Source organism: Longimicrobium sp., from assembly GCF_035474595.1.
Lineage (GTDB): Bacteria > Gemmatimonadota > Gemmatimonadetes > Longimicrobiales > Longimicrobiaceae > Longimicrobium.
Genome location: NZ_DATIND010000046.1, coordinates 259,489 through 281,527, shown reverse-complemented (window position 1 = coordinate 281,527; position 22,039 = coordinate 259,489). Strand labels below are relative to the sequence as shown.

At 70.8% G+C, this 22,039-nt stretch carries 19 protein-coding genes; 12 read left to right on the top strand and 7 right to left on the bottom strand.

Annotated features, from left to right (window positions below):
* Positions 1 to 291 precede the first annotated feature (291 nt).
* The 4 genes from VLK66_RS09090 to VLK66_RS09075 form a co-directional block, all read right to left on the bottom strand.
* Complete coding sequence (locus VLK66_RS09090; protein ID WP_325309081.1) at positions 292 to 921, bottom strand: hypothetical protein; 630 nt, start codon at positions 919 to 921, stop codon at positions 292 to 294.
* A gap of 438 nt (positions 922 to 1,359) precedes the next feature.
* The gene (locus VLK66_RS09085; RefSeq protein WP_325309080.1) at positions 1,360 to 1,821 is read right to left on the bottom strand and encodes a YaiI/YqxD family protein; all 462 of its coding nucleotides are present in this window, start codon (positions 1,819 to 1,821) and stop codon (positions 1,360 to 1,362) included.
* On the bottom strand, positions 1,818 to 2,066 hold the full coding sequence (locus VLK66_RS09080; RefSeq protein WP_325309079.1) for a hypothetical protein: 249 nt from the start codon (positions 2,064 to 2,066) through the stop codon (positions 1,818 to 1,820). Before VLK66_RS09080 ends, VLK66_RS09085 begins: the two co-directional genes overlap by 4 nt.
* Positions 2,038 to 2,574: an arsinothricin resistance N-acetyltransferase ArsN1 family A gene (locus tag VLK66_RS09075; RefSeq protein WP_325309078.1), complete on the bottom strand. Its 537-nt coding sequence runs from the start codon at positions 2,572 to 2,574 to the stop codon at positions 2,038 to 2,040. The genes VLK66_RS09080 and VLK66_RS09075 overlap by 29 nt, the downstream gene beginning before the upstream one ends.
* Before the next feature lie 178 nt (positions 2,575 to 2,752).
* Between VLK66_RS09075 and VLK66_RS09070 the strand changes: the two genes are divergently transcribed.
* Positions 2,753 to 5,764: a PAS domain S-box protein gene (locus VLK66_RS09070; RefSeq protein ID WP_325309077.1), complete on the top strand. Its 3,012-nt coding sequence runs from the start codon at positions 2,753 to 2,755 to the stop codon at positions 5,762 to 5,764.
* 98 nt (positions 5,765 to 5,862) lie between these two features.
* On the opposite strand, the gene VLK66_RS09065 is transcribed toward VLK66_RS09070, so the two are convergent.
* The gene (locus VLK66_RS09065; RefSeq protein WP_325309076.1) at positions 5,863 to 6,939 is read right to left on the bottom strand and encodes a serine/threonine-protein kinase; all 1,077 of its coding nucleotides are present in this window, start codon (positions 6,937 to 6,939) and stop codon (positions 5,863 to 5,865) included.
* Between the two features lie 257 nt (positions 6,940 to 7,196).
* Here VLK66_RS09065 and VLK66_RS09060 point away from each other — a divergent pair, with 257 nt between their 5' ends.
* From VLK66_RS09060 to VLK66_RS09025, 8 genes are all read left to right on the top strand, one after another.
* Positions 7,197 to 7,631 (top strand): hypothetical protein, encoded by a 435-nt coding sequence (locus tag VLK66_RS09060; protein WP_325309075.1) that lies wholly within the window; start codon positions 7,197 to 7,199, stop codon positions 7,629 to 7,631.
* Between the two features lie 45 nt (positions 7,632 to 7,676).
* A complete protein-coding gene (locus tag VLK66_RS09055; RefSeq protein WP_325309074.1) occupies positions 7,677 to 8,117 on the top strand; it encodes a DUF3293 domain-containing protein in 441 nt (146 codons plus the stop codon).
* A 324-nt stretch (positions 8,118 to 8,441) separates the two neighbouring features.
* Complete coding sequence (locus tag VLK66_RS09050) at positions 8,442 to 9,113, top strand: CBS and ACT domain-containing protein (protein ID WP_325309073.1); 672 nt, start codon at positions 8,442 to 8,444, stop codon at positions 9,111 to 9,113.
* Complete coding sequence (locus VLK66_RS09045; protein WP_325309072.1) at positions 9,110 to 10,294, top strand: acetoin utilization protein AcuC; 1,185 nt, start codon at positions 9,110 to 9,112, stop codon at positions 10,292 to 10,294. The genes VLK66_RS09050 and VLK66_RS09045 overlap by 4 nt, the downstream gene beginning before the upstream one ends.
* Positions 10,294 to 10,827: a GNAT family N-acetyltransferase gene (locus VLK66_RS09040; RefSeq protein WP_325309071.1), complete on the top strand. Its 534-nt coding sequence runs from the start codon at positions 10,294 to 10,296 to the stop codon at positions 10,825 to 10,827. Before VLK66_RS09045 ends, VLK66_RS09040 begins: the two co-directional genes overlap by 1 nt.
* 148 nt (positions 10,828 to 10,975) lie before the next feature.
* The gene (locus VLK66_RS09035) at positions 10,976 to 12,961 is read left to right on the top strand and encodes a M1 family metallopeptidase (RefSeq protein ID WP_325309070.1); all 1,986 of its coding nucleotides are present in this window, start codon (positions 10,976 to 10,978) and stop codon (positions 12,959 to 12,961) included.
* Between the two features lie 63 nt (positions 12,962 to 13,024).
* A complete protein-coding gene (locus tag VLK66_RS09030; protein WP_325309069.1) occupies positions 13,025 to 13,198 on the top strand; it encodes a hypothetical protein in 174 nt (57 codons plus the stop codon).
* Positions 13,199 to 13,364: 166 nt separating this feature from the next.
* Positions 13,365 to 15,374, top strand: coding sequence for a M1 family metallopeptidase (locus VLK66_RS09025; RefSeq protein ID WP_325309068.1), 2,010 nt, complete (start codon positions 13,365 to 13,367; stop codon positions 15,372 to 15,374).
* A gap of 184 nt (positions 15,375 to 15,558) precedes the next feature.
* Here VLK66_RS09025 and VLK66_RS09020 read toward each other — a convergent pair whose 3' ends face one another.
* The gene (locus VLK66_RS09020) at positions 15,559 to 16,209 is read right to left on the bottom strand and encodes an Ig-like domain-containing protein (RefSeq protein ID WP_325309067.1); all 651 of its coding nucleotides are present in this window, start codon (positions 16,207 to 16,209) and stop codon (positions 15,559 to 15,561) included.
* A gap of 249 nt (positions 16,210 to 16,458) precedes the next feature.
* Between VLK66_RS09020 and VLK66_RS09015 the strand changes: the two genes are divergently transcribed.
* Positions 16,459 to 17,922: a putative glycoside hydrolase gene (locus VLK66_RS09015; RefSeq protein WP_325309066.1), complete on the top strand. Its 1,464-nt coding sequence runs from the start codon at positions 16,459 to 16,461 to the stop codon at positions 17,920 to 17,922.
* A 113-nt stretch (positions 17,923 to 18,035) separates the two neighbouring features.
* On the opposite strand, the gene VLK66_RS09010 is transcribed toward VLK66_RS09015, so the two are convergent.
* A complete protein-coding gene (locus VLK66_RS09010) occupies positions 18,036 to 19,115 on the bottom strand; it encodes a Fic family protein (RefSeq protein WP_325309065.1) in 1,080 nt (359 codons plus the stop codon).
* Positions 19,116 to 19,539: 424 nt separating this feature from the next.
* Between VLK66_RS09010 and VLK66_RS09005 the strand changes: the two genes are divergently transcribed.
* Entirely contained in the window at positions 19,540 to 19,854 is a 315-nt protein-coding gene (locus VLK66_RS09005) for a DUF721 domain-containing protein (RefSeq protein WP_325309064.1), read from the top strand.
* 100 nt (positions 19,855 to 19,954) lie between these two features.
* Positions 19,955 to 21,931, top strand: a complete 1,977-nt coding sequence (gene gyrB, locus VLK66_RS09000; RefSeq protein WP_325309063.1) for a DNA topoisomerase (ATP-hydrolyzing) subunit B — start codon at positions 19,955 to 19,957, stop codon at positions 21,929 to 21,931.
* Positions 21,932 to 22,039 lie beyond the last annotated feature (108 nt).

Here is a 22,039-nt window from a genome sequence, read left to right as displayed (position 1 = left end):
AGGACAGTGGTCGTGAGCGCTGATGCCACAGAATGAGCGGATCAGCCTCGCGCAGTTTGCGAGGCTTCCCGTAGTTGTTGCTGCGACTTCAGTCGCCGGTGGGGGGCCAGGCCGCGAACTTTCTATTCAGGCCGGCCACACTGTCATCAGCGGCCGCACGGTAGGTCGCAGGCCGAAGGATCCATAGCCGCGGCAGCACGTGACTGGGACGAGATGCGCTGATATAAGCGGCGGCGGCCCCGGAGGAAGCTTCCTCCGGGGCCGCCGTTGTTCACTCGTGCGTTGGTGCGCTCAGCTCTGCGTCCAGGTGCGGGTGACGTCGATGGTCTGGCGGCAGAGGGTGCCGGAGACGTGCAGCGTGTGCGTGGCCGGGTCCCAGGTGTGGGTCACGTCCACGGTGCAGGTGCCCGAGCCGCCGGTGCTCTTGGTCCAGGTGAAGCTGCCCTTCTTGGTGGCCGTGCGGATGCCGGGGGTGCCGTTCGTGACCGACTGGCTGGCCGTGAGCTGCGTGTTGGGGCTGCCGGTGACGGTGATCGTGGCGCCGTTGTGGTTGAAGGCGCACGCCTCTTCCGTCCGCGTGGCGGTGAACTGGATGCTTCCCGTCTGCGCCGCGCGGTCCCAGCTGCGGACCAGGCTGCCCTCCAGCTTCACGTCGCCGCCCTGCGGGCAGGTGCGCGTGCGGGTGAAGGTGGTCGTCACCGTGCTCGTGGCGAACGACGGGCCGTCCGGCGACGCGCTGAACGCCGGGCCGCCGAAGCCGTCCAGCATCGCGCCGTCCTGGTCGCCGAAGTCGCCGGCCAGCGCCACCGCGTCGCTGCGGCTCAGCTGGTTCGCGGTCCCGGCGTTCGTGATCCCCCGGTCGCAGGCGGCCAGAGCGAGGACCGCGGCCAGCGCGGTGGGGAAGAGCAGCTTGCGTTGCATGGCGTCCGTTCCGGATTGGAGGGTCCTGTCGCGCACGGCGCCCGCCGTGCCGAGCCATCCCAGTTTACAGCGGCTCCCCGGTAAGCGTTGGGGGGAGATTTTCATCCGTCCCATCCCCATCTTCCGCCCGCATATCACAAGCCGATGTGCGGCAATCTGTTACTACATTCGTGCGGGGCAACGACGGTGTGGCCGGCCTGCATAAGAAAGCTTCGAGCGCAGCCGATCACCGGCGACTGAAGTCGCAGCAACAACAACGGGAAGCCTCGCAAACTGCGCGAGGCTGATCCGCTCACTCCGCGGCATTGGTGCTGACGATCGATCTCCCTTTCATCCTCCCCCGGACGCGCCCAGCACGGGGACGACTCAGGATGACGCCTCTGTGCGTTTTGAATGCGCAGGTGATTGCCAGATCCGCTATCAGGGGGATGGGTCGCATCATCGCTTCGCCCGCAGGAGACGCGTGAGGACGCGGTCGAGCGCGGCGGCGAAGGCCTGCTTGTCGCGGTCGCCGTACGGGCGCGAGCCGCCGGTCTCCACGCCCGCGCCGCGCAGGCCGTCCATGAAGTCGCGCACCGACAGCCGCTCGCCGATGGTGTCGGGCGTGTGCTCATCGCCGCGCGGGTCCAGCACTTTCACCTGCTTCTCCACCAGCGCGGCGGCCAGCGGGATGTCGGCGGTCACGGCCAGGTCGCCCGGCGCGGCGTTCTCGGCGATGTGGCGGTCGGCCACGTCCGGCCCGCCCTCCACGCGCACGGCGCTCACGAACGGGTTCCCCGGCGGCGGCGTCAGCCGCAGGTTGGCCACCATCACCGTCTCCACCTGCAGCCGTTTGGCCGCGCGGAATACGATCTCCTTCACGTCCCGCGGCGCCGCGTCCGCATCGATCCAGATCTTCACCGGTCCCCATCCCATGGTTCGCGTGCCAGCGTCCGGATCTGCGCCCGGCGCACGGGTGCATCCAGACGGCCCGGCTCCGTCGCGTAAACTGCGTCCAGTCTCTCCGTGACGGAAGATGCGTCGTGCTTCGCCACGAATGCGGCCACGGCTTCCGCAACAAGCTCGTCGCGGCTCATCCCCAGCCGACTCGCTGCGGCATCGGCGGCCGCGAGAAGGTCATCGGGAAGGTCGATCGAGATCTTCATCTTCCTGTTCCTCCGCCGGGCCGAGGAGGCGCTCGACGATGACGGTGTCGCGCCACGCGCCGTCCAGCCTGCCGTGGCGGCGGTAGGTGCCGACCACGCGGAAGCCGTGGCGCGCGCAGAGGGCCAGCGAGGCGGCGTTCTCGGGGAAGATGCGCGAGAGCACCTTCCAGAACCCCGCCGCCTCGAGCGCGGGGACGAACGCGCGCATCAGCGCATCGCCCACGCCGCGGCGGCGGGCGCGCCCGGCCACGTACACCGAGAACTCCGCCACGCCCGCGTAGCAGTCGCGCGGCCGGTACTCCGACGCGGCGACCCAGCCGACCACCGCGCCGCCCATCTCCGCCACCAGCAGCGGGTGGCGCTCGCGACGGAACCACGCGCGCACCTCGTCGACCGTGCGCTCGCGCGTCTCGAAGGTGGCGCCGCGGCCGCGGATCCCCTCGTTGTAGATCTCCGCGATCGCCGCCGCGTCTTGCTCGACCGCGGTCCGCACCTCCACCCTCTCCATCCGCTTCTCCCTGACCTGGATCCGAACGCCGCACCTTCACCTGAACGGGCGTTTCTTGCATCTTACTGGATACGACCTCCGGGCGTAATCCGCCCCCGCGGGCGCGCCCGCCGCCGTCCTCGATTTCGCGTGGACTCCGGCGGCGTCCGTGGCGGTGTCGTCCCCCCGAAGCATCCGCATGACCGACCTCGCCGCCGCCGCGCCGGCGTCCGCCCTCTCCCTCCTCGCCGCCAGCCCCGACGGCGTGCTGGCGTACGACCGCGACTTCCGCGTCACCTTCTGGAACGGGGCGATGGAGCGCCTTTTCGGCGTTCCCGCCGCGGAGATGCTGGGCCGCGACGCGCACGAGGTCTTCCCCTTCCTCCGCGACCTGAACGAGCGCGAGATCGCCCGGACTGCGCTCCGCGGCGAGACGGCGGCCGCTCCGGAGTGGGAGATCACCCTCCCCGCGACCGGCACCGGCGTCCGCATCGAGGCGCGCTACGCCCCGCTGCGCGACGAGGCGGGCGAGGTGTGCGGGGTGATGGCGACGGTGCGGAAGGTCGAGGCGCGCCGGCGGACGGACGACGCGGAGGCGGGCTCCATCCCCACCCGCCCTTCCGCCGAGGCCGAGACGGCGCTGCGCCGGAGCGAGGAGCGCTACCGCTCGCTGGTGGAGGCGTGGACGCAGATGGTGTGGACCACCGACCCCCGCGGAATGGTGGTGGACATGCCCTTCTGGCGCCACCTCACCGGGCAGACGGTGGAGGAGGTGCGCGGCGACGGGTGGCTGTCGGCCATCCACCCCGGCGACCGCGAGCGCGTGCTGGCCGTGTGGTGGAGCGCCGTGGAGGCGCGCTCGGTCTACGAGGCCGAGTACCGGCTGCGGCTGCGCGACGGGAGCTACCGCTGGTTCGTGGCCCGCGGCGTTCCGGTGCTGGAGGCCGACGGGAGCATCCGCGAGTGGGTGGGCGTGTTCAACGACGTGCACGACCGCCGCGTGGCCGAGGCGGCGCTGCGCGACAGCGAGGAGCGCTATCGCCTGGCGACCCTCGCCACCCGCGACGTGGTGTGGGACTGGGACCTGGCCACCGACGAGGTGCGCTTCGGCGACTCCATCCGCCAGGTGCTGGGCTTCCACCCCGGCGACGTGGCGCCCGAGGCCAACTGGTGGTACGACCACATCCACCCCCACGACCGCGACCGCGTGGTGGCCGGCGTGCACGACGCCATCCGCCGCCGCGCCGAGGTGTGGACCGACAGCTACCGCCACCTGCGCGCCGACGGCCAGTGGGCGCAGGTGGAGGACCGCGCCTTTCTGCTGTACGGCGACGACGGCCGCCCGGTGCGGATGGTGGGCGCCACGCAGGACGTGACCGAGCGCCGCCGGGCCGAGGCCGTGCGCGAGGCCGAGCGCCTGCGCCTGCGCCGCGTGCTGTCGCGGATGCCCGCCGCCGTGTCGGTGCACGAGGGGCCGGAGCTCACCTTCGTGGCGCTCAGCGAGGCCATGCAGCGGCAGATCGGCGGGCGCCCGGTGCTGGGGCTTTCCGCGCGCGAGGCGCTTCCCGAGCTGGCCGCGCAGGGGTTCGTGGACGAGCTGGAGCGCGTGTACGCCACCGGCGAGCCCTTCACCGCGCGCGCCGTGTCGGCCTGGTACGACTCGGACGGCGACGGCGTGGCCGAGGAGCACGTGATGGACTACGCCTACGAGCCGCTGCTGGACGCGGAGGGCGGCGTGTACGGCGTGGTCAGCCACGTGGCCGACGTCACCGGCCGCGAGCAGGCCGCGCGCGAGCTGGCCGAGGCCCGCCGCGAGGCCGAGTGGCGCGCCGACGAGTCGGCCCGGCTGGCACGCGAGCTGGCGGAGAAGGCGGCGGCGCTGCAGGAGCGGGCGGACGAGGCGCACCGGCTGGCGGTGGAGCTGGGGCTCGCCAACCTGGAGCTGCGCGCCGCCAGCGCCCGCGCCGAGGAGGCCGGCCGCCGCATCGCCGTGCTGGCCGAGGCCAGCAGCCGGCTGGCGGCGTCGCTGGACTACCGCGAGACGGTGCGCACCGTGGCCGACCTGGCCGTGCCGGCGCTGGCGGACTGGTGCTTCGTGGAGATGCGGGAGGAGGGCGGCCCCATCCGCCTCCTGGCCTGCGGGCACCGCGACCCGGAGCTGGTGGAGCTGGTGGCCGAGACGCTGCGCCGCAACCCGATCGACATCGACGCGCCGCACGGGACGGGCAAGGTCCTCCGCACCGGCGAGCCCGAGGTGGTGCTCGACATCCCCCCGGAGTTCGTGGAGCTGATGGGGAAGGACGACGCGCACCGCGACCTGCTGCGCCGCGTGGGCTTCCGCTCCTACGTCTCCGTCCCCCTCGCCGTCGCGGGGCGGACGTTCGGCGTGCTCTCGCTGGTCCACTCCGACTCGGGCCGCCGCTTCGGCGCCGACGACGTGGATCTCGCGGCCGAGCTGGCGCACCGCGCCGCCGTGGCGATCGAGAACGCGCGATTGTACGAGGAGGCGCTGGCGGCCAACCAGGCCAAGGCGGGGTTCCTGGCCACCATGAGCCACGAGCTGCGCACCCCGCTGAACGCCATGATCGGCTACGTGGACCTGCTGCTGATGGGGATCCCCGACCCGATCCCCGTTTCCGCGCAGGGGCAGGTGGAGCGCATCCGCCTCGCGTCGCGCCACCTCCTCTCCATCATCGAGGAGATCCTCACCTTCTCGCGCATCGAGGCGGGGCGCGAGACGCCGGAGATGGAGGACGTGGACCTGGCCTCGGTGGCCAACGAGGTGAGCGCCATCATCGAGCCGCTGGCGCGGGAGAAGGGGCTGCTCTTCCACCTGCCGGACGAGATCGACCCGCCCATGCTGCGCACCGACCCGCGCAAGCTGCGGCAGATCCTGGTGAACCTGCTGGGGAACGCGGTGAAGTTCACGGCGCGCGGGAGCGTGGGCTTCGCGGTGGAGCGGGGCGATGGAGAGGTGCTGCTGCACGTCCGCGACACGGGGCTGGGGATCGCCCCCGAGTTCCACGAGATCGTCTTCGAGCCCTTCCGCCAGGTGGACGACGCCAAGACCCGCGCGGCCGCGGGCACCGGCCTGGGCCTTACCGTCAGCCGCGAGCTCGCCCGCCTCCTCGGCGGCGACGTGACGCTTGCGAGCACGCTCGGCGAGGGAAGCGTGTTCACGGTGCGGCTGCCCGAAGGGGAGAGGGGTTAAGGAGACTTTTCCGCGTCCTCCAACCTCGTTGATCTCACGCGGAGACGCGGAGACGCGGAGGTGCATGCCCAGCCACCTCCGCGTCTCCGCGTGAGATCCTACCGCGTTACGGTATCGCTGCGGCGCTCGACGGGCGCGTTCTCGGGCCAGAGGCGGTGGCGGCCCTTGAGCAGCGGCGCGAGGGCGGCGAGCATGCCGCTGACGGTCTGGAAGCGCCTGGCCGGGTCGCGCTCCAGAGCGCGCAGGATCAGCCGCTCCAGCTCCGGGGTGACCTGCGAGTTGCGCTGGCGCGGGGGGACCACCTCCTGCGAGATCTGCGGGTAGCGCATCGTCAGCTCGCGCGTGGTCAGGTTCCGCGGCGTCCCGTCGGGGCTCACCGGCGGGAGCGCGGTCCGCGGCTCGAAATCGTCGTCGTCCTCGTCGAACCAGTCCTCGTCCTCGTCTTCCTCGAACTCCTCGGTGGGCCACTTTCCGGTCAGCAGCTCGTACAGCAGCGCGCCCAGGCCGTAGACGTCCGTCGCCGGGGCCAGGGGCTCGCGCAGCACCTGCTCGGGGGCCATGTACGGCGCCGTTCCCAGCCGGTCGCCGGGGCGGCGCGCCTCCTTCCCCAGCGTCCAGACCACGTCGAAGTCCAGGAGGACGGGGATCCCCTCGCGGAGGTGCACGTTGCCCGGCTTCAGGTCGCGGTACAGCCAGCCGCAGCGGTGGAGGTAGTGCACGGCGGCGCCCACGTGCATCACCGCGCGGATGGCGTCGGGAACGTGCAGGCGGCGCTTGGGCAGGCTCTCCAGCACGTCGAAGAGCGAGGGGCCGGCCAGGTACTCCATGAGCAGGTAGTGGCGCCCGTCGGCGTCGCCGGTGCCGAACACCTGCACGATGTTGGGGTGCCGCACCCGCGCCAGCACGCGCTCCTCCTTGCGCAGCGATGCCGGGAGATTGCCCTTTCCCATGTGCTCGGGCGCCACGATCTTGGCGGTCAGCGCGCACCAGTGCCGGTTGCTCCACACCTGGTACAGCTCGGTGAAGCGTCCGCGCGCCAGGTGGCCGATCACGGTCAGCTCGCCCACGCGGTCGCCGACCGCCAGCGAGAACTCGGCGCGCGGGCGCGCCGGGTCGTGCTCCCACCGGCGCGCGGCCACCAATCCCTGGTAGCGCGGCTTTGCGACTGCCGCCATCTGGTTGTCCCGCAGAAGGTTGGGCGCCCGGGGCCGATGGACGCATGGAAATCCGCATGAATGCTACGCAACGCGCGTACCCCGCGCGGAACCCCGGCGTTTCGGCAGGGTAGGGGTTGAGGTTGGAAACCGGTCTCCCCGCCATCCCCGCGCCCGGTCCCGGACGTGACGCTCGGCCCCCCGCCTTCGTCCCCCCAGGTGACCCCCGCGAGCCCCGCGCGAGGACGAGAGGGACCCCATTCCCAAAGAGGTGCCAGATGCAACGCATCCACACGGCCGCGGGCCTGGTGGTGCTGGCGGCGGTCGCGCTGGGCGCGGCGCCGGCCCGGGCCGGGCAGGAGTGGACTCCGCCGTCGCGGCAGATGCCGCAGATGCCCGCCGCGGGCGAGCTGGACGGCGGGTGGAGGGGTTCGCTGGGCGCGTGGTTCGGCGGCACGGGCGTGCAGCTGGACCAGGTGCGCGCCAGCGGCGACGACGGCGGCGCGCGCCCGCGCTTCGTGCGCTTCACCGCGCAGTCGCGCCCGGTGGAGGCGTGGAGCGACCGCAACGGCGACGGCCGCGCCGACCAGGTGGAGGTGTTCCGCGACGGCGCGCGGGCCTACCAGCTGGTGGACACCGACTACGACGGCCGCGCCAACGTCCTGCGCGTGTACGGCGCGGGCGGCGGGCTGGCCCGCGAAGAGCGCTACTGAGCCCCATCCGCCGGGGATGGGCGCCCCGCCCTTTTCCCGCGCACCGTGAGCGACTCCGACCTCCTGCACGCCTACCTCGCCACCGTCTGGACCGTCCATGGTCCCGGCGGTGAGGTCGAGGTGCGCCCGGGCCGCTCCGCGCCGCCGCCGCTCCGCCCCGCCGGCATCGTCACCGCCTGGAACCCGGCCTCCGCGCAGCTTTCGCTGGATGAGAACGAGCGCGCCGACGGCCAGCTCCGCGCCCGCATCGCCGCCGCGGGACTCATTGCGTGGCCGACGCTCGCGCACGGGACGGGGGATGACGGGTCGTGGGACGAGCCCGGCTGGTGCCTCCGCGGCGACGTGCGCGGCGACGCCATCCGGCTCGGCGCGGAGTTCGGCCAGAACGCGATCGTGTGGATCGATGCGGAGGGCGGGGTGACGATCGTCTGCACCCGCGCGAGGTTCTGTGGCGGGGAGATCGGGGAGGTACTGGATGCCCGGTAGATGGGGATCGGTGCGCGAGGCTGGCATCGCGCCCTCTCCGGCCGGCCTAGGCCGTCCACCTCTCCCGTACCGGGAGAGGTAGCTTTCCGGCATCGACTCGGTCCCACAAGCACTTGCGTGTGAAGGAGTTGCGGAATCGCGGAGATGCTGGAGAGCCACCCTCTCCCGGAACGGGAGAGGGTCGCGCCCTCCGGCGCGGGGTGAGGGCGGCGCGAGGGTGAGGACGCGCAGCCCGGTTCCGCACCTCGGCGCCAAACACGCCCGGAACCTGCAGTTCAAGATCTGTCCTTCGATCATCCTGAAGATCCGTCAGAAGATACAGACATGCTGGTCAAGAACCGCATGACCGCGGAGCCCGTGACCGTGACGCCGGAGGACTCCCTGGCGCACGCGCTGCGGCTCACGCGCGAGCACCGCGTCCGCCACCTTCCCGTGGTGCGCAACGGCGAGCTGGTCGGCATCCTCTCCGACCGCGACATCCGGCTGGCGATGCCGTCTCCCATCGAGGTGGCCGACCCCGAGCGCGCCGCCATGCTGGAGCGCACCCCCGTGGAGCGGGTGATGACGCGCGAGGTGATCACCGCCGGCCCGTTCGACGCGGTGGAAGACGCGGCCGAGCAGATCTGCCGCCACCGCATCGGCGCGCTTCCCGTGGTCGACGCGCACGGGCATCTGCTGGGCGTCATCACCGAGACCGACGTGGTGGTGGCCTTCGCAGAGGTGCTGGCGGCGGGCGGGCCGTCGTCGCGGCTGGAAGTCTCCATCGCCGACCGGCCGGGAGAATTGGCGCGCCTCCTCGCGATCATCGGCGGCGAGCTGAAGCTGAATGTCACCAGCCTGATGGTGCTGCCGGACGGAAAGGACGGGCGGAAGACGGCGGTGCTGCACGTCGCGACGATCGATCCGCGCGAGGCGATCGAGGCGCTGGAGCGCGCGGGCGCCACGGTCGGCTGGCCCTCGCTCGAGGCGGACCTGCGCCGGGGGATGGACGCGTGAGCGAGCACCGCACGGCGCTGATCTGGGACCCCGCGGTCACCGCCTACCAGTTCCGCCCCGACCACCCGTTCAACCCCAAGCGCCTGGAGCTCACCGTCTCCCTCATCGAGGCGATGGGTCTCGCCGGCGGCGAGCGCACGCCGATCGTCGCGCCCCGCCAGGCGACGGACGCCGAGCTTCTGCGCGTCCATTCGCCCGAGTACATCGATGCGGTGAAGCGCTTCAGCGCGCCGGGCGCCGACGTCTCGGACGCGTGGCGGTGGGGATTGGGGACCGACGACACGCCGGTCTTCCCCGGAATGCACGAGGTGACGTCGCTGGTCTGCGGCGGCTCGATCCGCGCGGCCGAGCTGGTGATGGGCGGCGAGGTAACGCGCGCCTTCAACCTCTGCGGCGGGCTGCACCACGCGCACCGCGACCGCGGATCCGGCTTCTGCGTGTACAGCGACCTGGCCGCGGCCATCGCCTGGATCCGCGAGGCGCACGGCGCGCGGGTGATGTACCTCGACTACGACGCCCACCACGGCGACGGGGTGCAGGGGATCTTCTACCAGGACCCCGAGGTACTCACCCTCTCCATCCACGAGTCGGGGCGATACCTCTTTCCCGGCACCGGCTTCGTGGACGAGCTGGGCGACGGCGAGGGATACGGCTACTCGCTGAACCTGCCGCTGGACCCGTTCACCGAGGACGGCTCCTGGACCTCGATCCAGGCCAAGCTGATCCCCGAGGCGGCCGAGGCCTTCCGCCCCGACGTGATCGTCCTGCAGAACGGCTGCGACGGCCACATGCTGGACCCGCTCACCCACCTGCGCGCATCCACCCGGCTGTACGAGGAGACCGTCCGCGTGGTGTGCGAGACGGCGGACCGCCTGTGCGGCGGCCGGGTCGTCGCCACCGGCGGCGGCGGGTACGCGGTGTGGAGCGTGGTTCCCCGCGCGTGGACGCTGGTGTGGGCGGGGCTCAGCGGGCAGCAGGCGCCCGACGCCATCCCGCGCGAGTGGCTGGACCGGTGGCAGGGGGAGAGCCCGGAGCTCCTGCCCGAGCGCCTGCGCGACCCCGAGGGCGCCTACCCGCCCGTCCCCCGCCGCGACGAGATCGAGGCCACCAACCGCCGCACCTTCGAGTCGCTGCGCCGGCAGGCGTACCCGCTGCTGCGCGGCTGGGGGCTGGGGTTCTGATGATGGCCGCCGCCCCCGCCGCCCTCCCGGTGCCCACCGTGTTTCCCCTCATCCCCGCCCACCTCCACGACAAGGGAGGCCGCGTGTTCACCGTACGGGAGCTGCGCGCGGAAGACCGCGCCGCCCTGGAAGACTTCTACGACGCCTTCGACCCCAAGCGCGCCGCGCAGGGGCTGCCCCCCGACGGCCGCCCGCGCGTGGCCCGCTGGCTGGACCAGGTGCTCCCCAACGGCACGCACCTGGCCGTGGAGCGCGACGGCCGCCTGATCGGCCACGCCATGCTGATCCCCACCGGCAAGCCGGGGGTGAACGAGTACGCCATCTTCCTTTCGCGCGAGGTGCGCGGGCAGGGGGTGGGCACGCAGGTGAACCGCCTCTCCGTCGAGCTGGCGCGGTCGATGGAGCTGCGCGGACTCTGGCTTTCGGTCGAGCCGCACAACCGCCCGGCGCTGCGCAGCTACGAGAAGGCCGGCTTCCGCTTCGTCCCCGGCACCATCTTCTCCCCCGAGGTGGAGATGGAGATGGCACTGTAGGGAGATCGATCCACGGTCGATGGATGTTGACGCGCCCGCCCACTCCCGATTGCGGAGGGGCGGGCGCTGCGCTTATGCTGGCCCGCGTTTTGATTCCCCGTCGCTTGCTTGTTTCCGCAGTCCGGTCCTTAACGCGGAGCCCCACATCTTGTCCATCCGGTTCGTTTACAGCGCGGCGCTGCTGGGCGCCGTCCTCTCGGCGTGTGCGCCCGTGGCGGAGCCCATCGTGGCGCCCGTGCCGCGCGGCGCCGCCGGCGACACCGCCGCGCGCCCGCTGCTGCAGCCCGTGCCCGTGATCCCCGAGTACATGGCGGCCGTGCAGCGCGGCACCCGCGGCACCACCGGCGCGCCGGGCCCCCGCTACTGGCAGCAGCGCCAGCGCTACAGCATCCAGGCGCGGGTGGCGCCGGACTCGCTGCGCGTGAGCGGCCGCGAGCGCGTGGTGTACTTCAACCACTCGCCCGACGCGCTGCGCTTCGTCGTCCTCAACCTCTACCAGAACCTGTTCCGCAACGTCACCGGCGGGCTGACCATGACGCGCGTGGCCGCGCAGGGGCAGACGCTGGCGCGCCTCAGCTCCATGCAGGTGGAGCAGAACCTGGCGGCGGTGAACGTGGCGGCGGGGTGGTTCGAGAACGGCTCGCTGGGCCGCATCTACCTCCCGCGCCCGCTGGCGCCGGGCGACAGCGCGGTGTTCGAGTTCGAGTGGAGCTTCCGCGTGCCGCCCTCCACCGCGCCGCGCACCGGCTACGAGGACGCGCTGGGTGGCCGGGTGCTGCAGGTGGCGCAGTGGTATCCCCAGCTCGCCGTGTACGACGACGTGATGGGCGCCGACGTGACGCCGTACACCGGCAACGCCGAGTTCTACCTGGACTACGGCGACTTCGACTACTCGGTCACCGCGCCGGCGGGGTGGCTGGTGGCGGGAACGGGAACGCTGCAGAACCCCGAGCAGGTGCTGACCCCCGAGGTGCGCCAGCGCCTCGCGCAGGCCATGCAGCAGGACTCGCCGGTGCACGTGGTGGGGCACGAGGCCGAGAACCTGGGGCGCGGCACGCTGCAGGGCGACGGGGGGATGGTGACCTGGCGCTACACCGCGCAGAACGTGCGCGACGTGGCCTGGGCCACCAGCAACCGCTACAACTGGGACGCCATGCGCGCCCCCATCCCGCAGGCGGGGGGCGGGGTGAAGTACATCCCCGCGTACGCCTTCTACCGCACCGGCGCGCCCTTCTGGGACCACGCGGTGCGGCACGGCGCGCACGCCATCTCCTTCCTGAGCCGCGAGGAGGTGCCGTACATCTACCCGCAGATCACGGTCACCGAGGGGCCGGTGTACGGGATGGAGTACCCGATGATCGTGTTCGTGGGACGGCCGCCCACGGGGGGCGAGAAGGAGCTGTACGCCGTGGTGGGCCACGAGGTGGGGCACGAGTGGTTCCCCATGATGGTGGGCGGCGACGAGGCCGTGGCGGTGTGGATGGACGAGGGGATCAACACCTACCAGGAAGCGCTGGCGTACAACGACTACTGGCGCGGCACCGACCACTGGACCGAGCCGCGTGGCTACTACCTGACGGTGGCCGGCCGCCGCGGCGACGTGCCGCTGATGCGCAACGGCGAGTCGCTGGACAACGAGTCGCTCGGGGTCGCGGGCTACTACAAGCCGGGGCTGGTGATGCGGGCGCTGCGGGCCACGCTGGGCGACTCGGTGTTCCACACGGCCATGCGCACCTACATGAACGAGTGGATGCTGAAGCACCCGTATCCGTGGGACTTCTTCAACACCTTCGAGCGGGTGGCGGGGCGCGACCTGGACTGGTTCTGGTACCCGTGGTTCTTCACCAACGCCACGCTGGACCTGGGGCTGGGCACGGTGACGCCGGGCGCGGGGAACGTGACGGTGACGGTGCGCGACGTGGGCCAGGTGCCCGCCCCCGCCTTCGTGGTGGTGACGACCGATGCCGGCGTGGTGCGGCAGACCATTCCCGCGGAGCGCTTCCTGAACCCGCCCAACCAGCGCGCGGTGACCATCACCATCCCGGTGCAGGGGCGGGTGACGCGGGTGGAGATCGACCCCGAGCAGCAGTTCCCGGACGTGAACCGCCGCAACAACGTGTGGACCGGGCAGTGACCGTTCTTCGGTAGATGGAGAGGGCGCGGAAGGGCGGCTGCCGGCGCGGGGCCGCCTTTCCATTTGGATCACGCGGAGGAAACGGAGGAGCTCTCCGCCCCTCCGTGGTTCTTCACCAACGCCACGCTCGACCTGGGGCTGGGCACGGTGACGCCGGGCGCGGGGAACGTGACGGTGACGGTGCGCGACGTGGGCCAAGTGCCCGCCCTACCGGATCTGGCAATCACCTGTGCATGACAAACGCACAGAGGGACGTCATCCTGAGGCCGGCCACACCATCTTTGCTCAGCACGAGTGGTGGCAGGCCGAAGGATCTATGGGCGAGGTCGCACGTGCGCTTCCGGATTGCACGATCGATCCCCGAATTCAGTGTGACATCCGTTGCTTTTCTGAGGAGATGGGGATGGTGAGGAAGATGATGGTGCTCTGCGCGCTGGCGCTGTCCGCGTGCGGGCCGGGGATGCGCACGGCGGCCCCGACGCCCGCGTCGATCGTGATGGACACGGCGCGGCGATGGAACGTGCGCCCGGTGCCGGTCTCCGAGGCGTTCCGGCGCGGCCTCGCGGCGGGGACCCGCACGGCCACGGGGGAGCCGGGCGCGCGCTACTGGCAGCAGGGCGTGCGCTACCGCATCCGCGCGGAGCTGGATCCACAGTCGACGGTGCTGCACGGCTCGGAGCGCATCGTCTACCGCAACCGCTCGCCGGACGCGCTCGCGACCGTCGTCCTCAACCTCTACCAGAACATCTACACCGAGAACGCGGCCCGGAACCGCCGCGCCCCCAACACCGGCGGCGTCACGCTGCAGCGCGTCGTGGCGCAGGGGACGACGCTGGCGGAGCGCCCCACGGCGAGCATCGGCGTCGTGCGCGCGGCGGAGAATCCCGCGGCGGGGTACGCGGTGGAGGGGACGCTCGCGCGGCTCGTCCTTCCGCGCCCCATCGCGCCGGGGGACAGCGCGGTGTTCGAGATCGACTGGCACCACAGGGTTCCGCCCGCGCCCACCTTCCGCACCGCGTGGGAGGACGCGCTGGGCGCCCGCGCGTTCGTCGTCGGCCAGTGGTATCCGCAGATCGCCGTGTACGACGACGTGAACGGGTGGGATGCCACGCCGTACCTGGGCGACGGCGAGTTCTACCTGGAGTACGGCGACTTCGACGTCGACCTCACGCTGCCCGCCGGGTGGATCGCCGGGGCGACGGGGACGCTGGCGAACGCGGCGGAGGTGCTGTCTGCCCAGACGCGTGAGCGCCTGGCTCGCGCCGCCGCGGGTACCGACAGCGTGGTGCACGCGGTCACCGCGGCGGACCTGGCGTCCGGCGCGGCGCTCGCCCGCCCGGCGAACGGGCGGCTGACGTGGCGCTTCTCCGCGCGAAACGTGCGCGACTTCGCCTTCGCCACGAGCGACCACTACCTGTGGGACGCGGCGCGGGCGGCGGTGCCGGACCCGGCCGGCGGCGAGCGGACGGTTGCCATCACCGCGCTGTACCGGCCGGGTGCGCCGGGGTGGGAGCGGGCGTGGCGCTACGGGCAGCACGCCATCTCCTATCTCTCCAGTCTCGTCATTCCCTACGCCTACGATCAGGCCACGATCGCGGAGGGGCCGATCGCGGGGATGGAGTACCCGATGCTGGTCTTCATCCACCGCGCGCCCACGGCGGAGAGCCTGGAGGCCGTCATCGCCCACGAGCTGGGGCACCAGTGGTTCCCCATGATGGTGGGCTCGGACGAGGCGCGGTACGCGTGGATGGACGAGGGGGTGAACAGCTACCACGAGGACCGCGCGGCCGCCGACTTCTTCCGCGGTAGCGACCCGCGCGCCGGCACCCGCGCCGCGTACCTGGGCGTGGCCGGGCACGACGCCGAGGTGCCGCTGATGCGCCACACCGACCTGGTCACGCCGTACGGCGCGCGGACGGTGGCGGCATACAGCAAGCCCGCCGCGGTGCTCGTCGCCCTCCGCGCCGTGCTGGGCGACAACGCGTTCGACCGGGCGATGCGGGAGTACGCGCGGAGCTGGTCGTTCCGCCACCCGCAGCCGTGGGACTTCTTCGCCACCTTCGAGCGGGTGGCCGGGTGCGACCTGGACTGGTTCTGGACGCCGTGGTTCTTCGAGACCGGCGTGCTGGACCAGTCTATCGAGTCCGTCCGTGCGGTCAGCGGCGGCGTGGAGGTGGTCGTCCGCGACCGCGGCGACAACCCGATGCCCGTGATCGTCGCCGCGACGTCGGGGAACGGTGTGGTCGCCGAGGCGGAGGCGGGCGTGGAGGAGTGGCTGGCGCACGGCGGCACGCGGACGGTCACCGTCCTGGTCCCCACGCAGGGCGCGGCGACGCGCGTGGAGATCGACCCGCGGCAGCTCCTCCCCGACGCCGACCGCGCCAACAACGTGTGGACGCCGCCGGCGCCGTAGCGGGAGATCAACAAGACGCGCCACGTGCCCTCCCCCACATCGGCCATGGGGCGGAACGAGAGAGTCCCCCTTCCCGGAACGGGGAAGGGGGACTCTTCTTCAGCGGGTCACGCCGAAACCGCTCGTACGGTCTTCCGGTGTCCGCCCATCCGTACGGGCGGTCTCGGCCGGATCGGGGATCCGATCAGCAGTAGTACTTGCCGCACATGGGGTTGTCGGGCTCCTGGTAGTCTTCCACCGTGACGGTGCCGGCGCCGGCCACCCCGTCGATCGTGGCGCGAGCCGTGGTGGAGCCGAGGGCCTGTCCCGTCACCACGCCGCTCGAGGTGATGGTGGCGACAGCGGGGTTGTCGATGCTCCAGGTCGCGGTCTTCCCGCTCATCTGGTTGTTGTACTGGTCGTAGGCACGAGCCGTGAGCTGCGCGCTCTGGCCAGGCGCCACCGACACGGAGGTCACGGTCACTTTCGTAACCACCGGTGGCGCCGGGGGCGGGGCGACGTATACGGACGCGGAGGCCATGTAGCCGCCGTAGGAGGCGTAGATCGTCGCGGCACCGGGAGAGATGCCGTACAAGAAGCCACCACTGTTTGCGCTCACCACACCCGGGTTGGTCGACCAGTAGCTGGGATAGATGAAGCCGCCGGAGTAGGAGTAGGCGGAGCAGTGTCCGGTGCCCCCTACCGTGAGGCTGCTCGTGCAGTTGATCCAGAACGGACCGGTGAGGTCCGCGCGAGGCTTCTGGGGAGCCCGCGCCTGCCCGGTCGGCAGATCCGTGCAGGACGCCGCCAGCGCGGGCAGCATGAGCGCGGCAGCGAAGAGACGGAATGCTTTCATCGAGGTCCTCCTGAGCTTGGAGTGGGTAAAATGGGCGTCAAATGATAATGTGAATGAGCGCCGAAGCTCAAGACCCGGGCGAACGAGCGTCCGTGGAAGCCGCTGGGTCCCGAACGGGAACGTTGTCCGCGCACGCCGAGTATCTCGGCCGCGCACGTTCCCCTCGCGTGCGAGTGCGGCGCGCAGCATCTTTGTAGCGGTGAACGCGCCCAGCCGGCACCTCCCGCACAGTCAGGCAGATCCCCGCAGATGAACACGCAACCCCTCCTCCGTGCGGCCGCCATCGCGGCGTTCGCCCTGGCCGCGGCGTGCGGCAAGGACACGCCCGCGCGCACCGGCGGCACGTCCGCGGGCGGCGACACGTCGTCCGCGACGAAGACGGACTCCGCCACCGCGACCGCCTCGCCCGCCGCCCCCGGCTCCACCTCGCAGGGCGACGTGCGCGACAACGCGCCCCCGCAGATCCGCGGGCTGTACATCAACGCCTACGCGGCCGGCTCGCGCACCCGCTTTCCGCAACTGCTGAAGATGGCGGACGAGACCGAGATCAACGCGTTCGTGGTGGACGTGAAGGACGAGAAGGGGATCCGCTACCACACCGACCTGCCGCTGCAGCACTCGCTGGAGCAGCCGGGCGAGGTCACGCTGCGCGACCTGAAGGCGCTGGTGGACACCATGCACGCGCACCACATCTACGCCATGGCGCGGATCGTGGTCTTCAAGGACCCCATCCTGAGCAAGGCCCGGCCCGACTGGAGCGTGAAGGCGCCCGGCGGCGGGCTGTGGCACGACAAGAAGGGGAACACCTGGGTGAGCCCGTGGGACCCGCACGTGTGGGACTACAACCTGGCCATCGCCGAGCAGGCGGCGCGCGCCGGGTTCGACGCCATCCAGTTCGACTACGTGCGCTTCGCCGAGCCGTACAAGAGCCTTCCGCCGCAGATCCATCCGCTCGCGAAGGGCGACCGCAGCGACGCCATCGCCGCGTTCCTGAACGAGGCCAAGCGCCGGCTGCACCCGCTGGGGGTGATGATCCAGGCCGACGTGTTCGGCCTGGTTCCCAACGACCCGGGCGACGTGGACATCGGGCAGCAGTGGGAGACGGTGGCCAGCACGGCCGACCACGTGAACCCGATGATGTATCCGTCGCACTACCTGCCGACCCACCTGCCCGGCGTGCCGAAGCCGGACCTGATGCCGTACCAGACCATCTTCAAGTCGGCGGGGATGGCGCGGCTGCGCAACGACCGGCTGCGCGAGGTGGGGGTGACGCCGGCGCGGGTGAACGTGTGGCTGCAGGCGTTCAACGCCACCTGGCTGGGGCGCAACCACCAGGACTACGGCCCGCAGCAGCTGCGCGAGCAGAAGCAGGGCGTGTACGACGTGGGGTTCGACGACTGGATCCTGTGGAGCCCGGGGTCGCACTACGAGCAGGTGGCGGCGGGGCTGGAGCGCGAGACGGTGTCGCGCCGCAAGCCGCAGTACGCGCCGCCCGCCGACGTGCTGTCGACGGTGAACATCTTCGACCGGCAGGGGGTGCGCACCGCGCGCGAGAAGGCGGCGCGGCAGGCGCACGGGCAGATCGGCAACCCGCAGGCGGCGCAGGCCGCGCGGCAGGGCGCCCCCGAGCCCAACCAGCCGCCCACACGCACCGTCCCCGGCCAGAACGCCCCCGCCGAGGCCGCCCCGAAGGCCACCGGCGGCACGCGCTGAGCGTCGGGCGGAGATGACGATCGGAAGGCCCGCGGGGATCGTTTCTCCGCGGGCCTTCGTCTCTGATAAACATGATCATTTCGACCGCTCGTGATCACGTTAATCACTCGTGATCATGATTTCTCCCACGTCGCATCGCGGCCCGGACGCGTGCACCGGATGATGCCCTCTTCCCGCAGCTCGCGCAGGGCCCGGTTGATGGTGGGGCGGCTGACGCCGGGGCATGCACGCTCGACGTCCACGTAGCGGAAGGTGGTGGGCAGCCGCTGTACTGCATCGCGGACCAGCTCGCGCTTGGCCCCGCGCCCGGACGTGACCGCGCCGACCCGCGCGTCGATCTCGGAGTAGGCGCCGAACACGACCACTCCCAACAGGTACTCGAGCCAGGGCCGGAGCGTATGCGTGCCTTCGTGCCAACCACGGGACGATGCCCGCAGCGCCTCGTGATAGCTCTCCTTCGTCTGCTCGACCAGGCGCTCCAGGCTGACGTACCGGCCCACGTCGTGCCCGGCGTGGTAGAGCAGAAGCAGCGTGAGCAGACGCGCCATCCGGCCATTGCCGTCGAGGAACGGGTGGATGCACAGGAAGTCGAGGACGTAAGCCGCGATGAGGATCAGCGGCTCCACCTCTCCGCGCTCCCACTCCTCTTCGAAACGCTGGTGCAGATCGCGCATCGCGCCGGCCGTCTGGTATGCCGGCACCGGCTCGAAGCGCACGATGCGCGTGCCGTCGGGCTGCACCTCGGTGATGCTGTTGTCCACCGATTTCCAGCGGCCGCCGGGAAGGGTGGTGAAGTGGTAGAGATCGCGGTGCAGCTGCAGCACCACGTTCGGCGTGCGGGAAATGTACGGATGGTTCGCGTGGATGGTGGCCAGCACGTCTCGATAACCGGCGATCTCCTGTTCCGGCCGGTCGCGGGGCGCCGTGCTTTCTGCCACCAGCGCGCGCAGCCGTTCGGGCGCGGCGGTAATTCCCTCGATGCGATTCGATGATTCGGTGCTCTCGATCACCGCGGCATGCCTCAGCGTCTCGAGCACCTGCGGTGCGTGGTCGCGGAACAGCTGGATCCGCCCCTTGCGCTCGGCGATCGCGGTGAGCGTCCGCAGGAGCCCGTGGGTTATCTGCGTGTTCCGAAGAAAGCCGGGATCGAAAGATCGCATCGATGCTGCCCTGCAAAATGTGATCACGAACACGCGAGATGATCATGTTAATGAATCATGATCACGTTTGCCAAGCCATTCGAGGGGGCCTGTCACGCATTCAGGGCGTCAAAACGTGATCATCCCCGCCGCTCGTGATCACGTTAATCGATCATGATCATCTTCCCATCTCCACCTCCGCGACTCCCACCCCGGATAGATCTTACGCGGAGACGCGGAGAACTCATCGCGGCGCGGCACTCCCCGCGTCTCCGCGGCTCCGCGTGAGACCAGAAGACCGCATCCTCCGCGCGGGATGTGAAAAGCGGACAGAACGCAACCCGTTGTGGAGAGCGCGTCTCCACATCACCAGATCTGCGGGTGCGGGAAGGTTTCGCGGCGGGCGCGGAGGTGCTAAATTAGGGAGCACCCATCCGCCGGGAATCATCCCCGTTTTCAGCGCCGTTCCAGATCGCCCTTGAGCCGTATCCGCAGAGCCGACGCGTCACCGCAGCCCGTAGGCGACCTGGTCGCGCGCTTCCTGGACCGGTCGGGGCTGGCGGGCCGCGTCGAGGCCGCCAGCGTGCTCACCGACTGGCCGCAGCGCGTGGGCCCGCAGATCGCCGCGGTGACCGCGCCCACCCGCCTGGCCGACGACACGCTGTTCGTGTCGGTGGCCACCAGCGCGTGGATGATGGAGCTGAACCTGATGAAGGGCGAGCTGATCAAGCGCGTGAACACGGGGCGCAAGGAGGGGCGGATCCGCCACATCGTGTTCGTGATGGCGGCGTGACCCGGCACCGCGCAAACCCTTGCGCGGCGCGAACTTTCGGCCCTGCTTCGGGGTACTGGAAGGGATGATGGACTCAGCGAATCACAGCGACGAGGGGGGCATGGCTTCCAGCTCCGCAGCCCACGAATACAATGCCGGCCAGATCCAGGTCCTAAAGGGGCTGGAGGCGGTCCGCAAGCGCCCGGGGATGTACATCGGCTCCACCAGCGCGCGCGGCCTGCACCACCTGGTCTACGAGGTGGTCGACAACTCGATCGACGAGGCGCTGGCGGGCTACGCCACGCACGTGGACGTGGTCATCCACCCCGACAACTCGATCACCGTGGTCGACGACGGCCGCGGCATTCCCGTCGACCTGCACCCCACCGAGAAGGTGCCCGCCGTTGAGCTGGCGCTGACGGTGCTGCACGCCGGCGGCAAGTTCGACAACGAGGGCGAGGGATCGTACAAGGTCTCGGGCGGCCTGCACGGCGTGGGCGTGTCGGTCGTCAACGCGCTCAGCGAGTGGCTGCGCGTGACGGTGAAGCGCGGCGGCCAGATCCACGAGATGAGCTTCTCGCGCGGCGACAAGACCAGCGACCTGGCCGTCATCGGGGAGACCGGGGAGCGCGGGACCACCGTCTCCTTCAAGCCCGACACCGAGATCTTCGAGGAGACCACCTACTCGTTCGACGTGCTGTCGAGCCGCCTGCGCGAGCTGGCGTTCCTGAACAAGGGCGTGCAGATCACCCTCACCGACGAGCGGCCCACGCTGGAGGGCGGCGAGGTGCGGCGCGACGAGTACCACTACGAGGGCGGGCTGCGCGAGTTCGTGGAGCACCTGCGCGGCGCGCGCAAGCCGCTGCACCCCGAGGTGGTGTACATCGAGGCGTCGAAGCCCGAGGCCGAGATCGAGATCGCCTTCCAGTACGACGACGGGTACAACGAGAACACGTTCACCTTCGTCAACAACATCAACACGCACGAAGGCGGCACGCACCTCACCGGCTTCAAGAGCGCGCTGACGCGCACCATCAACGACTACGCCCGCCGCGTGGGGCTGTTCAAGAAGGGCGGCGTGGAAGGTCTCTCGGGCGACGACGTGCGCGAGGGGCTGACCTGCGTGATCAGCGTGAAGGTGCGCGAGCCGCAGTTCGAGGGGCAGACCAAGACCAAGCTGGGCAACAGCGAGGTCAAGGGCGCGGTGGAGAGCACGGTCAACGAGAAGTTCAGCGAGTACCTGGAGGAGCACCCGGGCGTCGGCCGCGCGATCATCGAGAAGGCGATCAGCGCCGCCCGCGCCCGCGAGGCCGCCCGCAAGGCGCGCGACCTGACGCGCAAGAAGAGCGCGCTGGAGACGGGCGTCCTCCCCGGCAAGCTGGCCGACTGCTCCAGCAGCAACCCCGAGATCGGCGAGCTGTACATCGTCGAGGGCGACTCGGCCGGCGGCAGCGCCAAGCAGGGGCGCAAGCGCGAGTTCCAGGCGATCCTCCCGCTGAAGGGGAAGATCCTGAACGTGGAGAAGGCGCGCTTCGACAAGGTGCTCTCGAACGACGAGATCCGGGCCATCATCACGGCCATCGGCACGGGGATCGGCGACGACGAGTTCAGCCTGGAGAACGCGCGCTACCACAAGATCATCATCATGACCGACGCGGACGTGGACGGCAGCCACATCCGCACCCTGCTGCTGACCTTCTTCTTCCGGCAGATGCGGCAGCTGATCGACGAGGGGTACGTCTACATTGCCCAGCCGCCGCTGTACCTGGTGAAGAAGGGCAAGCAGGAGACGTACGCGTACAGCGACGCCGAGCGCGACGAGCTGCTGGCGCGGCTGAAAGGTCCGGCGAGCGGGGACGGGGATGGCAAGGAGACCAAGGGGATCCACATCCAGCGCTACAAGGGCCTGGGGGAGATGAACCCCGACCAGCTCTGGAAGACCACCATGGACCCGGAGACGCGCACGCTGCTCCAGGTGACCATGGAGGACGCCGCCCTGGCCGCCGACATCTTCGAGCGGCTGATGGGCGAAGAGGTGGAGCCGCGCCGCAAGTTCATCGAGGAGAACGCGCGCTACGTGAAGAATCTGGACGTGTGACGAGCACGCCGGGCGCAGGCGGTCGCGAAGAGCGGCTCCGGGACGAGTTCCCGGGGCCGCTCGCGCGTTACGGCCACTCTTGCCACTTGGCGGGAAGCGAGCTATACA

What these genes read in the sequence shown, in the direction of transcription:
- VLK66_RS09015 (WP_325309066.1), top strand. Translation starts at nt 16,459, where the DNA reads ATGAACACGCAACCCCTCCTCCGTGCGGCCGCCATCGCGGCGTTCGCC.
- VLK66_RS09065 (WP_325309076.1), bottom strand. Translation starts at nt 6,939, where the DNA reads ATGGCGGCAGTCGCAAAGCCGCGCTACCAGGGATTGGTGGCCGCGCGC.
- VLK66_RS09075 (WP_325309078.1), bottom strand. Translation starts at nt 2,574, where the DNA reads ATGGAGAGGGTGGAGGTGCGGACCGCGGTCGAGCAAGACGCGGCGGCG.
- VLK66_RS09020 (WP_325309067.1), bottom strand. Translation starts at nt 16,209, where the DNA reads ATGAAAGCATTCCGTCTCTTCGCTGCCGCGCTCATGCTGCCCGCGCTG.
- VLK66_RS09040 (WP_325309071.1), top strand. Translation starts at nt 10,294, where the DNA reads ATGATGGCCGCCGCCCCCGCCGCCCTCCCGGTGCCCACCGTGTTTCCC.
- VLK66_RS09080 (WP_325309079.1), bottom strand. Translation starts at nt 2,066, where the DNA reads ATGAAGATCTCGATCGACCTTCCCGATGACCTTCTCGCGGCCGCCGAT.
- VLK66_RS09090 (WP_325309081.1), bottom strand. Translation starts at nt 921, where the DNA reads ATGCAACGCAAGCTGCTCTTCCCCACCGCGCTGGCCGCGGTCCTCGCT.
- VLK66_RS09070 (WP_325309077.1), top strand. Translation starts at nt 2,753, where the DNA reads ATGACCGACCTCGCCGCCGCCGCGCCGGCGTCCGCCCTCTCCCTCCTC.
- VLK66_RS09060 (WP_325309075.1), top strand. Translation starts at nt 7,197, where the DNA reads ATGCAACGCATCCACACGGCCGCGGGCCTGGTGGTGCTGGCGGCGGTC.
- gyrB (WP_325309063.1), top strand. Translation starts at nt 19,955, where the DNA reads ATGGCTTCCAGCTCCGCAGCCCACGAATACAATGCCGGCCAGATCCAG.
- VLK66_RS09050 (WP_325309073.1), top strand. Translation starts at nt 8,442, where the DNA reads ATGCTGGTCAAGAACCGCATGACCGCGGAGCCCGTGACCGTGACGCCG.
- VLK66_RS09025 (WP_325309068.1), top strand. Translation starts at nt 13,365, where the DNA reads ATGGTGAGGAAGATGATGGTGCTCTGCGCGCTGGCGCTGTCCGCGTGC.